At 58.8% G+C, this 12,781-nt stretch carries 9 protein-coding genes; 3 read left to right on the forward strand and 6 right to left on the reverse strand.

Annotation, left to right across the window (positions count from 1 at the left end):
- Positions 1-6: 6 nt before the first annotated feature.
- A complete protein-coding gene (locus H559_RS0114190) occupies positions 7-2,526 on the reverse strand; it encodes a beta-N-acetylhexosaminidase (RefSeq protein WP_155845444.1) in 2,520 nt (839 codons plus the stop codon).
- A 455-nt stretch (positions 2,527-2,981) separates the two neighbouring features.
- Entirely contained in the window at positions 2,982-3,710 is a 729-nt protein-coding gene (locus H559_RS20580) for a substrate-binding periplasmic protein (protein WP_162143341.1), read from the reverse strand.
- A 75-nt stretch (positions 3,711-3,785) separates the two neighbouring features.
- Between H559_RS20580 and purL the strand changes: the two genes are divergently transcribed.
- The 3 genes from purL to H559_RS0114210 all read left to right on the forward strand — a co-directional run bounded on the left by purL (position 3,786) and on the right by H559_RS0114210 (position 8,989).
- Positions 3,786-7,736: a phosphoribosylformylglycinamidine synthase gene (gene purL / locus H559_RS0114200; protein WP_028453216.1), complete on the forward strand. Its 3,951-nt coding sequence runs from the start codon at positions 3,786-3,788 to the stop codon at positions 7,734-7,736.
- Positions 7,737-7,941: 205 nt separating this feature from the next.
- A complete protein-coding gene (locus H559_RS0114205; RefSeq protein WP_155845446.1) occupies positions 7,942-8,262 on the forward strand; it encodes a hypothetical protein in 321 nt (106 codons plus the stop codon).
- A 4-nt stretch (positions 8,263-8,266) separates the two neighbouring features.
- Positions 8,267-8,989: an N-acetylmuramoyl-L-alanine amidase family protein gene (locus tag H559_RS0114210; protein ID WP_051279523.1), complete on the forward strand. Its 723-nt coding sequence runs from the start codon at positions 8,267-8,269 to the stop codon at positions 8,987-8,989.
- Between the two features lie 198 nt (positions 8,990-9,187).
- On the opposite strand, the gene H559_RS0114215 is transcribed toward H559_RS0114210, so the two are convergent.
- The 4 genes from H559_RS0114215 to bioD all read right to left on the reverse strand — a co-directional run bounded on the left by H559_RS0114215 (position 9,188) and on the right by bioD (position 12,775).
- Positions 9,188-10,282 carry a porin gene (locus tag H559_RS0114215; protein WP_028453219.1) on the reverse strand — a complete coding sequence of 365 codons (1,095 nt, stop codon included), beginning with the start codon at positions 10,280-10,282 and terminating at the stop codon, positions 9,188-9,190.
- 336 nt (positions 10,283-10,618) lie between these two features.
- Positions 10,619-11,377: a flagellar brake protein gene (locus H559_RS0114220; protein WP_162143342.1), complete on the reverse strand. Its 759-nt coding sequence runs from the start codon at positions 11,375-11,377 to the stop codon at positions 10,619-10,621.
- 94 nt (positions 11,378-11,471) lie between these two features.
- A complete protein-coding gene (locus H559_RS0114225; RefSeq protein ID WP_028453221.1) occupies positions 11,472-12,059 on the reverse strand; it encodes an SCO family protein in 588 nt (195 codons plus the stop codon).
- Between the two features lie 17 nt (positions 12,060-12,076).
- On the reverse strand, positions 12,077-12,775 hold the full coding sequence (gene bioD, locus H559_RS20585; protein WP_051279527.1) for a dethiobiotin synthase: 699 nt from the start codon (positions 12,773-12,775) through the stop codon (positions 12,077-12,079).
- Positions 12,776-12,781: the final 6 nt, after the last annotated feature.

The raw sequence follows: 12,781 nt of genomic DNA on the forward strand, positions 1-12,781 counted from the left end.
CCCGCATCAAGCCACCTTTACAGTCCAGCTCTTGCGGTTGCTGCTGCTGAACGTCGCCAGCTTGACCGTGCCGGCCACTTCCACCGGTGCGATATAGCGCGGCGAGGTAGCGATCGGCTCGCTGCCATCGGTGGTGTAGCGGATGGTCAGGCCTGGCGCCGAGACATTGGCGTAGAGCTTGCCGTTCTCGATCTTCGCGCCCGGTTGCGGGATACGGTAACCGTAGCCGCCAAGGAAGCCGTCCAGACGCGGCAGTTCGCGCTGGCCAAGGCGGTTGGCAAACTCGTTCCAGTCCGTATCCATCTTCGCTTGCCGTGCAACCGCATCCTCGATTGACGTCCAGCCCGGATCAGCCGCCCAGGCACGCTCGGCCAGGGCAATGACGCGCGGCATTGCCAGATATTCGAGACGGCCGGCGTTGCGGACGTTTTCCGACCACAGCTGCCCCTGGATGCCGAGGATGTTCTGGACGCCCTCTGCCGTCAGTCGCACCTTCTTGTCCAGTGCCTCGCGATCAAGCGGATGGCCGAAGAGGTTGACCGTGGCCGTGGTGAAGATGTCCAGCGGGCAGAATTCGTAGGCATAACGCGTTTCGATGAAACCGCCCCAGTAGTAGCCCGGTTCAGCAGGATCCTTGGCATAGGCCAGATCGAAGTAGAGGTTGGTTACGTTCGACAGCACCGTCTTGTAGCCGGCGTTGGCCAGCTGGTAGGCATAGTCTTCCTGGCCCCAGCCCCAGACGTTGTTCCAGACATAGGGCTGGAAGTTGGCGTTGACGAACTTCGGATTCGGCACGTGATGCGTGGCACCGTCGTGAGTTTCCTTGACCAGTGCGATCTCTTCCCAGCCACCAAAGGTCAGGCCATGCTTTTTCAGCATGCCGCGATAGCGTTCCATGAAGTAATTCAGCAGATCCTGAATGGTGGCCAAGCCGTGCTCTTTCATGAAGGCCTGGCACAGTGGCGAACCTTCCCAGGCGCCGTGCGGCACTTCGTCACCACCGGTGTGCATGGTCTTGAACGGGGCTCCAGCTTCCTTGTACATCGCGTGCACTTCATCGAGCACCTTTTCGATGAAGGCATACGCGGAATCCAGTGCAATGCAGATGACGTTGTCGTGCCAGAGCTGGACCGATTCGTACTTGGATGCATCGTTGAAATCATTGAGCAGATACTGCTTGGCTTCCGCTTCGCGGCCTTCACTCATCAGGCGGTGATAGCGCGCTTCCATCGCCTTGATCGCCGAGCGGGCGTGGCCGGGAACGTCGATTTCCGGCACCACTTCGATATGGCGGGCGGTAGCAAAACGCAGGATTTCAAGGTAATCCGCACGGCTGTAATAGCCGGTGCCGGAGGAACCTTCTACCTCGGCGCCAGAGCCGAAACACGGCACCAGATTGTCACGCTCGTCGGCGGTATAGCCGCGCTTGCTGCCGATGTCGGTCAGTTCCGGCAGGCCCGGGATTTCCAGGCGCCAGCCTTCGTCATCGGTGAGGTGGAAATGGAATTTGTTGAGTTTGTAGAGCGCCATGCAATCGAGCAGGCGCAGGACCGACTCCTTGCTGGAGAAGTTGCGACCGACGTCAAGATGCATGCCGCGATAGGCAAAGCGCGGCGAATCGACGACATGGCCGCAGGGCACCAGCAGCGCTTCCTGTGGATTGAGGAAGCTGTCTACCGGCAGCAGCTGGCGCAGGCTCTGGATGCCGTTGAAGACACCATGCGCGCTTTGACCTGTGATCGTGACACCGTCCACACCGATGTCGAGGCGGTACGCTTCATCTGTCGCGCCCTGTACGGCAACTTTGCCAAGCTGCAGCGTAATCGCAATGCGACCGGGTACCCTGATGGCCGAGCGCTGCAGTTCCACTCCACTGACATCGTGCAGTGCGCTGCGCAGGAAAGCCGCCTCGCAGGCAAGTGCGGCATCGTGCACGATCAGCGTATCGGCATCGATCACGCAGGCATGATCGTTGAACGCGGCATCAAGCGGAGTCGGCGTGATCTTGCCGACCTTGGCCGGGGCCATCACGCTCAGTCCGGCATTATCAGCGTAGCGGCTTTCAGCCGACCACTTCTGTGGTGTTTTGTCATTCGCGTTGCGATCACGTGCAGCATCGGTCGCAAAAGGCAGGATGCGCGGGTCGCCGATGGCTTCGGCACGGGCGGCCGGGGTGCCTTCGTCATAAACGATGTAGAAACCCAGCGGCGCATCGGTGTTTGAGATGGTCCAGAACATGCCTTCATAGGCAATCAGGCGAGTATCGCCACTGGCCAGCTTGCCGAATTCGGCGGTCGGCTGCATGCGCCAGAGGTCGCCATTGACCTGCTCGATCAGCACGCCCCCCGTCACGGTTTCCGGCTTGATCTTGCGGCAGGTATTGAAATAGATCGTCCAGCCCTTGCCGGCAAGATCCAGCTCGGACAGGTTGACAAGCTTCATCTCGGCCAGGAAATTGTCGCCATTATGGCCATTTCCCAGGCACTGCCAGGTGAATTGAAGATGAGATCCGGCGGGGTGTGTCATTGTGATTGGCTCCGCATGTTTAATTGTTCGGGGCATCAGCCCCATTCCTCTCTGCTCCCTCAGCACGTCAGCGCTGAAGCGCTTGCGTCCCTGTCGGCAAACAGTGCGCACATCAGCAAGCGATCATACTCCAACTGACTGCTCCCCTCAGTCCGAGGCGCCTGTGTTGTATAGTCCGCCGCAACAGACTCAACAAGCCGGAGTACGCATACTGTCACCGAACAGTACCCTGTTGCATCCATCCGGTCTTTGCCCTGCTTGCCGAGTTTTGCCGCTCGCCACGCATCCGGTTGGCATAAGGGTAGCGGCAGTACCGGATGGCTCAATCCCAGTCTGCGATGACCGCAGACCGTCCTGACCATACAACGGTTGCACACATTCACCTCATGCTACGTCGGGAAGCAGGCAAATCTCAGGCAGCTCATGCGGAAGGCTCAAGCTCACTGCTCTAGGAGCTAGCGGCCAAAATACCGTTTCTGCAGGGCCGCAAGCTCCCCTCGCTGCTGCAAACGTCCAAAGGCTTGCTGCAGTGCCTGCAGTTTCTGGGGTTCCAGCGCTCGGTTCACGCCGATGTAGTAGTCGCTCTGACCATCCACCAGCAGCGCGGGAACGATTTCCGATCGTTGCCCGCCCGCCTTCTCGAGATTGAGGTAAGCCGATGCATCCAGCGCCAGCATGAGATCGATGCGCTCATGTCGGAGCTTTCTGACATTCATGAAATCATCATTGCCCGGCTCAAGCTGCTCCCCCTGCCGGAAACCGCTGGCCACTAGCTGCCGGGTGGCAGCAGATTCTCGTACCACACCGATGCGATACGCCTTGGCATCAGCAAGATCGTTCAGGCGAATATCGCTACGCTTGGCCAGCCGAAACAGATAGACCTGCCGCTTGGCAACCGGTCCGATCCAGAAAAACTGGTTTTCCCGCTCGGGAGTGCGGACCAGTGTAAACAGCAGCGAGTCACGATCCGCCTGAGCGGTCTGGTAAGCCCTGATCCAGGGCATGACCTGGATATCAATCGTCATTCCCGACTCAGCCGCCATTTTCTGCAATAGTTCGACCGAAAAACCGGCTGGCCGACCATTTTCCAGGTAATTCAGCGGGGGCAGATTTTCAGTGTAGGCCACCACATCGGCCGCAGCGGCTGGTCTGGGCAGCAGGCTGGCCAAGATGCATAAAAGCACGGCAAACCAGCAGATAAACGGGTTTTTCGGTATTATCACGTCTTTGTTTCTCTTGGCATTGTGGACTTTCCAGACATGGCTGAAGTGCTCACACTGCGCGGTGGTACCGCGCTCTCCCCGTTCCGTATCGACAAACTGGCCAGCACACTGGCTGCCCAGGGTCTTGCTCTTCAGTTGTATGCTGAATACTGGCACTTTGTCGAGTTGTCTGCTCCGCTCTCGGAGGCCGAGCGCGACACGCTGGAACGCATTCTCAGCTATGGCGAGCCGGCACGTCCGGAACTTGCCGCCGGCAGCATGCTGCTTGTGCTGCCACGCTTGGGCACCATCTCGCCCTGGTCCTCGAAAGCCACCGACATCGCGTTGCACTGCGGCCTGGCTGGCAAGGTCATCCGCATCGAGCGCGGCATGGTGATCCATGCCAGCAAGAATGGCCAGCCACTGTCCGCTGCCGAGCGCAACACCTTACAGCCTCTGGTTTACGATCGCATGACCGAGCAGGTTTTCGATTCGCTCGATGCCGGCCGGGAGCTTTTCCGTCATTTCGAACCCAAGCCGCTGCTGTCGGTCGACATCCTTGGCGGTGGCAAGGCAGAGTTGGTCAAGGCCAACGGTGAATTTGGCTTCGCGCTGTCGGACGATGAAATCGACTATCTGGTTGAAAATTACCAGAAAATCGGCCGTAACCCGACCGATGTCGAACTGACCATGTTTGCACAGGCCAATTCCGAACACTGCCGCCACAAGATTTTCAATGCCAACTTCATCATCAATGGCGAAGCACAGGATTACAGCCTGTTCGGCATGATCCGCGAATCGCACAAGGCCGCACCGGAAGGCACGGTTGTTGCCTACTCCGATAATTCCTCGGTCATCGAAGGCGCGGAAATCAACCGCTTTTACCCCGATGCAGTAACGAAGGAATATACGGGCCACGCGGAAAAAACCCACATCCTGATGAAGGTGGAAACACACAACCACCCGACCGCCATTTCGCCCTTTGCCGGTGCGGCCACCGGTAACGGCGGCGAAATCCGCGATGAAGGTGCCACCGGCCGCGGCTCCAAGCCGAAATCGGGCCTCACCGGCTTTACCGTTTCCAACCTCAACATCCCTGGCGCCATCCAGCCCTGGGAAGATCCGGCTTACGGCAAGCCTGATCGCATCGCCTCGGCACTCGACATCATGCTCGAAGGCCCGATCGGTGGTGCGGCATTCAACAACGAATTCGGCCGCCCCAACCTCACCGGCTATTTCCGTACCTTCGAGGAAACCGTCAACGGCGAGCGCCGTGGCTACCACAAGCCGATCATGATCGCCGGCGGCATGGGTAATATCCGCGACATCCACGTCGGCAAGAATGCATTACCCGATGGCGCGCTGCTGATCCAGCTCGGCGGCCCGGGCATGCTGATTGGCATGGGCGGCGGCGCCGCGTCCTCGATGGCGACCGGCGCGAACGCCGCTGATCTCGACTTTGATTCCGTTCAACGCGGCAACCCGGAAATCGAACGCCGTGCGCAGGAAGTCATCGACCGCTGCTGGCAACTGGGTGAGAAGAACCCGGTCGAGTCCATCCACGACGTTGGCGCCGGCGGCATTTCCAACGCCTTCCCCGAGCTGGTGAACGATGCCGGCATGGGTGCCATCTTCGATCTGCGCAAGGTGCATATCGAAGAGCGCGGCATGGCACCGAAGGAAATCTGGTCGAACGAATCGCAGGAGCGCTATGTGCTGGCGATCAAGCCGGAAGCGCTGCTGACCTTCGAAGCGATTGCCGAGCGCGAGCGGTGCCCGTTTGCCGTTATCGGTCGTGTCACTTCTGATCGCCAGCTGGTGGTGGAAGATCCGCATTTCGGCAACAAGCCCGTTGACATGCCGATGGATGTGCTGCTCGGCAAGCCGCCGAAAATGACGCGCGATGTGCAGCGCATCAAGCCGGAAATGCCGGTTTTTGACTCTTCCACGCTCAACCTGAAAGACTCCCTCTACCGCGTGCTGCAGCTGCCGTCGGTTGCCGACAAGAAATTCCTGATCACCATCGGCGACCGCACCGTGGGTGGCTACACTGCGCGCGACCAGTTTGTCGGCCCCTGGCAGGTGCCGGTCGCCGACGTGGCCGTCACCGCCATGACTTACGACACCAATGTGGGCGAGGCCATGGCAATGGGCGAGCGCACGCCGCTGGCTCTGATTTCTGCACCGGCCTCTGGCCGCATGGCGGTCGGCGAAGCACTGACCAATATCGCCGCAGCCCCGATTGCCAAGCTGGGCGACGTGAAACTCTCGGCCAACTGGATGGCTGCTGCCGGCCACCCGGGTGAAGACGCCAACCTGTACGACACCGTCGAGGCTGTCGGCCTGGAAATGTGCCGCGAACTGGGCGTGAGCATTCCGGTCGGCAAGGATTCGCTGTCGATGAAGACCGTATGGGAAGATCAGGGCGAGAAAAAGGCCGTGGTCGCCCCGCTCTCGCTGATCATCTCTGCCTTCGCGCCAGTCACTGACGTGCGCAAGACGCTGACACCGCAACTGGTCAATGACCGAGACACCGATCTGTTGCTGATTGATCTGGGCTGCGGCAAATGCCGCCTGGGCGCCTCCGCACTGGCGCAAGTCAACAAGCAGGTCGGCAACTGGGCGCCGGACGTGGTCAGCGTTCCGCATCTGAAATCCTTCTTCACGACGGTGCAGAGCCTCAATGCCCAGGGCAAGCTGCTGGCCTACCACGATCGCGGTGACGGTGGCCTGATTGCGACTGTCGCGGAAATGATGTTTGCCAGCCATGTCGGCGTCACGCTGGAAATTGACGAACTCTGTATTGACCGCCGCCGCCAGCAGCGCGCGCACGATGAAGTCACGCCGGAAGACGTGACCCGCGCCGAAAACGGCCGCGTGATGGGCGTGCTGTTCAACGAAGAATTGGGCGCTGTGCTGCAGGTAAAACGCAGCGACACGGCGGCAGTCATCGCCGCGTTCATGAACGCGGGCCTGGCCAGCGAGTTGCACGTCATCGGCCACCTGAATGGCGATGACAAGCTGAAGATCAAGAAACGCAACCATGTCCTGCTCGACGAGACGCGCATCGACCTGCACAAGGCCTGGTCGTTCACCAGCTGGCAAATCCAGCGTCTGCGCGACAATCCGGCCTGCGCAGACAGCGAATATGCACTGCTGTCCGACAGGAACGACAAGGGCCTGTTTGCCAAACTGAGCTTTGATCCGAGCGAGGACATCGCCGCGCCGTTTATTGCGACCGGTGCCAAGCCGCGCATCGCCATCCTGCGCGAACAGGGCGTCAATGGTCATGTCGAAATGGGCGCCGCCTTCACGCGCGCCGGTTTTGCCGCCACCGACGTGCACATGAGCGACATCATTGCCGGCCGCGTCAAGCTGGATGACTTCCAGGGTCTGGCGGCCTGCGGTGGCTTCTCCTACGGCGACGTACTGGGTGCTGGCGAAGGCTGGGCAAAGAGCATTCTGTTCAACCCGCAGGCCCGCGAGCAATTCGAAGCCTTCTTCGGCCGCAGCGACACCTTCGGCTTGGGCGTATGCAACGGCTGCCAGATGATGGCCAACCTGTCGGGCATCATCCCGGGCGCGGAAAACTGGCCAAAATTCACGCGCAACCAGTCGGAGCAGTTTGAAGCCCGCTTTGTGATGGTCGAGCTGCCGGAGTCGCCGTCGCTGTTCTTCGGCGGCATGACCGGCAGCCAGTTCCCGGTCGTGGTCAGCCACGGCGAAGGCTTTGCCAACTTCAGCCAGCAGGGCAACATCAGCCAGGCCATCGTTGCAATGCGCTATGTCGACAGCCACGGCAAGGTCACGCAGACCTACCCGCTCAACCCGAATGGCAGCCCGCAAGGCATCGCCGGTGTCACCACGGCTGATGGACGCTTCAGCATCATGATGCCGCACCCGGAACGCGTCTTCAGAACAGCTCAGAACAGCTGGCACCCGGAATACTGGGGCGAGGACGGCGGCTGGATGCGCATGTTCCGCAACGCCCGCAAGTGGCTGGGCTAAGGAACAAGTTGCACTGAAGTAAATCCAAGCGAAGGCCGCTGCATGCGGCCTTCGTCTTTCCCGGGAAACCGGTAAACATACACAACCAAGTATTGCTGCATACCCCTTGCAATAAAAGGGCTACATGGCAATACCCATGAGGTAATTGAAAGTGGCTTTTTATCTACGCCCTGACCAGGTTCCCGAACTGCAGGACTTGAGCAAAATGGAGCAGCGTATCCTTCTGCGCGGCACCTTCCTGAAAGAACGCGCCATCTCCACGGTATTCCTGCTTGTCATCATCGTCGCCAGCGTGCAGTTTGCGCTCAATCCGCTACTGCAACACTTCATGCCAACCCTGCGCAATGACAGCATGGTCTATGCCGGCATTCTGATTGCCTGGCTCTTCATTCTGATGAACGTTCGCGACATCATCCTGATGAATATGCTGCGCCCCAAGTTTGCAGCCAAGCGCGCCGAGGCGACCGCGCAGAAAGTTGCCGCACTGGAAGGCGCAAGACAGAACGAACAGCAGGACGGCAAGTAGCAGAATGATGCGCCAGGCGAAACCCGCATTCCTGCAAACGCTGGTCATGGCCAGCGTTTTTTGTAGCGCCAGTGTGGCCAGCAGCCACGCGGCACGCATCGTGATCGACGTCGGCCACAACCTTGCCAACCCCGGCACGACCAGTGCTTATGGTGAAACCGAATTCAGCTACAACCAGGCCCTGGCGGATGTGGTCGTGAAGCAGTTGCAGGCGGCAGGGCATGTGGTGAAGGTCGTCGGCGCAGATGGCCTGATGAACGAACTGAAGCCACGCGCCGAAGCCGCAAGTGGCAGCGACCTGTTCATTTCGCTGCACCATGACTCGATGAAACAGGAATATCTGGAAGAATGGCTGGTCAACGGTCAGTCACAATGGATGAGCGAGCGCTTTCGCGGCTATTCGCTTTACGTATTTTCCGACGGACCGGCTTACGCACAAAGCCTGCATTGCGCAGGCATGATCTCGCAAGCCATGCAAAGCCGAGGCTTTCAGCCCACCCTGCATCACAGCGATGGCATTGCCGGCGAAAATCGGCCACTACTGGATCGCCAGCTGGGCATTTATCAGGCCAATTTTGCCGTTCTCAAGCACAACAGCATCCCTGCCCTGCTGCTCGAAGCCGGAGTAATCCGGCACCCGGAAGAGGCAAAACAGCTGAAGCAGCACGCAGTACAGCAAAACATCGCCAAGGCCATCATCGCCGGGCTGGATTGCCTGCTGCGTTAAACAACCACCTTGCGGCATCGGCATCAGGGAATCTGCGTAGTCAGAATGCGCAGGCCATTACATTACCGCATCAGCGATTATCTGCAGCACAATCCACTCGCGCCCGCAGGCAAAAGGCCTTTCGCAGATCAAAGAGCAATAAAAAAGGGCAGCTTGCGCTGCCCTTTTCGTATCTAAGCGTTTGACTAGGTCAGACGATTAGAAGCCAGTCCAAGTACCAACGGTCAGGCGGAAGCTGTTGTCTTTGCTTGCAACAGAACCGTCATAACGCGGGGAGTAGTTACCACCTACGTCGTTGGAAGTGCTGTCATACATGTGATAACGGCCTTGTACGAAGAACACGGAGTTCTTGGAGATGCTGTAGTTCCATTGACCAGCGATTTGCTGAGCACCGGAGTTACGGGAACCCGGGTTAGCGCCACCGCTTACATCAGCGTCCATCAGTTGCTGGTAGGAAACAGTGATGCTGTTCTTGCCGAAGCTGTAGCCACCACCGATCAACCACTGATCAGCTTCAGCTTCAACGTTGTTCAGGGTAACGCTGTTGTGCTTGTACAGACCACGCAGGTTGAAGTCGCCGAAGTTGTAGCGAGCGCCAACGAAGTACAGTTCGGTTTCGTTTTGGCTGCCCTTAACATTCAGCCAGCTAGCAGTGTCGCCGCCGAAGGATTGTTGGGTGTGAGCGCGGTTGTTCAGGACTTGATAACCAGCGTTCAGGTTGAAACCACCCCAGGAACCATTCAGGCCCAGATCCCAGCCGTCAGCATTGGAGCCGTCAGCTGCGTAGGAACCGATGATGTACTGAGCAGTCAGGCCAACACCGCTGAAGGACGGAGTAGCGTAGCGGATGGAACCGCCGAAGCCATCACGACCAGTCCAAACAGCCAGAGTACCTTGGTCAGCGGTCATGTTGCCCGAACCGTTAACACCGTACGGCCAGTCCAGAGTCAGGTAGGTGTCGGTGAACTGGTTACCAAAGCGCAGGTTACCCCAGCTGCCTTCGTAGCCGATCCAGGCTTCACGAGCACCCCAGGAATCGTATTTCCAGTCAGTAGCGACTTTCTGAGCCAGGCGCCAGGACAGGGTATCACCGTTGTCCAGCTTGTCCTTGCCATCAACGTTGATGGTGATTGCGATTTCTTCGTACAGTTGGGTACCGGAGCTGTTACCTTCAGCACGGTTAGTACCAACCATCAAATCCATTTCAGCGGAACCGCTGATTGCCACTTCGGCCATAGCCGGAACTGCGAATGCTGCTGCCAGGGCAGAAGCGATCAGAACACGCTTGAACATTTAGTTTTCTCCTAGACACGAGAGGTTTGTTAAAACCACCTGTATTAACATCAACCAGTTGAATGTTTGATGCCTACGAATCGGAGAATACGCAATCCTTCCCGAGCACGCAAAACTACACTGCATCAGCAAGTCCTATTGTTGGATATCTGCAACATCAAGAGAGTGCCGCCACGGCAAAGTCAAGCAGGGCAAGGGTTTGCCGGCATTTTGCAGGCGCAGCGCCTCCCATTTCCCGGTTTATCAGGGTACTGAATCACAAGAATCGTTGCTGGTGGGCAAGTGCAGATGAGACGGCCTTCACAAAGGACAAAGGGCGGGATTACCCGCCCTTTGTCAGTCCAGCAAGGCCTTGCGATCCCGTTCGAGCTGCACCATCAGGCGCTGCAGACTGGCCTCGACAGTACGGGAAACTCCCAGAAATTTGGCACCGACAAAGCAGCGGGGCCCGGTGTTCAGCGTCATTGCACGCAGGGAACGAATTTCGAGACTGATTTTTACCTGCCCAAGCGGGCCTAGCTCGAACCATGCATCGCTGAATTGCTGTCCGACCTCGATCTGCGACATGACTTCGACGGGCAGCCACGCACCGAAGCCCCCCAGTGACAGGTCATGCAGCTCCAGTGTCAGGTTGGCACCACTTGCCAGCTTCAACTGACAGCGATAGGGGCTGGCCATCGGAGTGGTCAGCCGGAAATACTCCCGCCGCTGCAACTTGATCAGGCTGGGCGGAAATGCGGCAATAAAAGCCGGCTTTCCCTCAAAGGAGCAAGTGCGGGCGCCGCCAATCGCGAACTGGATTTTCACGCCTTCCGGCGCAGCCACCATCAGTATCTTGTCGGCCTTTTGCAGTGCATCATTGGTCGGCGGATGTCCCCCAAGATCAAAAATGAACTGCCGCGCCTTGCTGTCCACATCGAGAACCCGGGTCAGCATCATGCCCTGCCCCTGATTAAAATACACCGCCAGCGACGTCGCACGCTGGGCAAGCTGGCGCAATTCGTAGGCCACGGCCATGGGAGAGTCGTGCACGAAGGGAGACAAATCCTGCTCATGCGCTATCGGTTGCTGCAAATGATCGGTTTGGTTGGTCATTTCACGCTGCACAGCATCTGTTATTTGAGCGATGTATATTTCACGACGGGATTGAATGATAGCTGTTTTGGGCCCACGAACTGGACAGACTGAATTATCCGCCGCTCTTTTCCTGCAACAGCAAGCGCAGATCATGCACCAGCACAGCAGGGTCGCTGCCGTAATTGATCAGTACGCGACTCTTCCCCTGTCGATCCAGCAGATACATGCCCGCCGTATGGTCGACAGTGTAATCCTTGCCTTCACCCTGTTTGCGATAAACAACCTGGTACTTTCGGGCCACATCGGCAATCTGTTCGGCAGAGCCGGTCAGACCGACAAATGACGGGTGAAAGGCGGGAACATACTGCGCCAGCAGATCCGGCGTATCGCGCTCAGGGTCGACCGAAACAAAGAGCACCTGCACATCCCTGCCAGCGTCGCCTAGCTGCGGCAGTACATCGCGCATCTCGGCCAGCGTGGTCGGGCAGACGTCCGGGCAATGCGTGTAGCCAAAAAAGAGAGCCACCACCTTCCCGCGATAATCCGCCAGGCTGTGCGGTTTTCCTGCTGCATCGCGCAGCGAAAAATCGCCGCCAATCGCCTGGCCGGACAAATCCGCCCCCTGGAATTCGGGTGCAGGCTGGCAGGCCTGCAAGAGCAAGGCCATGAGCGCTACACCTATCATTCGCAAGCCACGCATGCTGATCTCCTCCGGTTTCATGACTGTCGCACGGGCAATTCCAGCGCGGCCAGCAGCCCAGAATCTACCGGTAATACCAGCTCGCCGGCATCGGGCCTGTGCTCCAGCTCCGCCAGCAAGGGGGCCGGCATGTGCGCGGTGAGGTAGGCGAGATTGTCTGCATAGCGATTCATGGCTGGCTCGAGCGGATTGGCGACCCACCCCAGCAAGCGACATGAACTGGCAAGAATCGCCGCCGCACTGAGCATGGCATGATTGATGCAGCCCAGCCGCATGCCGACGACCAGAATGACTGGCAGATCAAGCGCAGCCGCCAGATCGGCCATGGTCAATTCATCGCTCAGCGGTGCCAGCCAGCCACCCGCACCTTCAACCAGCACAACATCGGTCTGCTGCCGCAGCCCGGCCAGACAATGCTGCAGATGAGCCAGATCGATGCGGACACCGGCTTCGCGCGCGGCAATGTGTGGCGAGACGGGCGGCTCGAACAGATAAGGCGCGGCCAGCTCGCTTGCCACTGGCACCGTGCTCGCCGCGGCGTGCACGGCCACATCGGCACTCCACAGGCGGCCATCACGCCACTCGCAGCCGGACGCAACCGGCTTCATGCCGGCAACGCGCAAACCGGCACGCCCCAGACCGCGCAGCAGCTGGGCAGTGACCACGCTCTTGCCTGCGTCGGTGTCCGTTCCGGTAATAAAAACAGCTTTACCCATTAATGT

The sequence above is a fragment of the Chitinilyticum aquatile DSM 21506 genome, assembly GCF_000430805.1.
Classification (GTDB): domain Bacteria; phylum Pseudomonadota; class Gammaproteobacteria; order Burkholderiales; family Chitinibacteraceae; genus Chitinilyticum; species Chitinilyticum aquatile.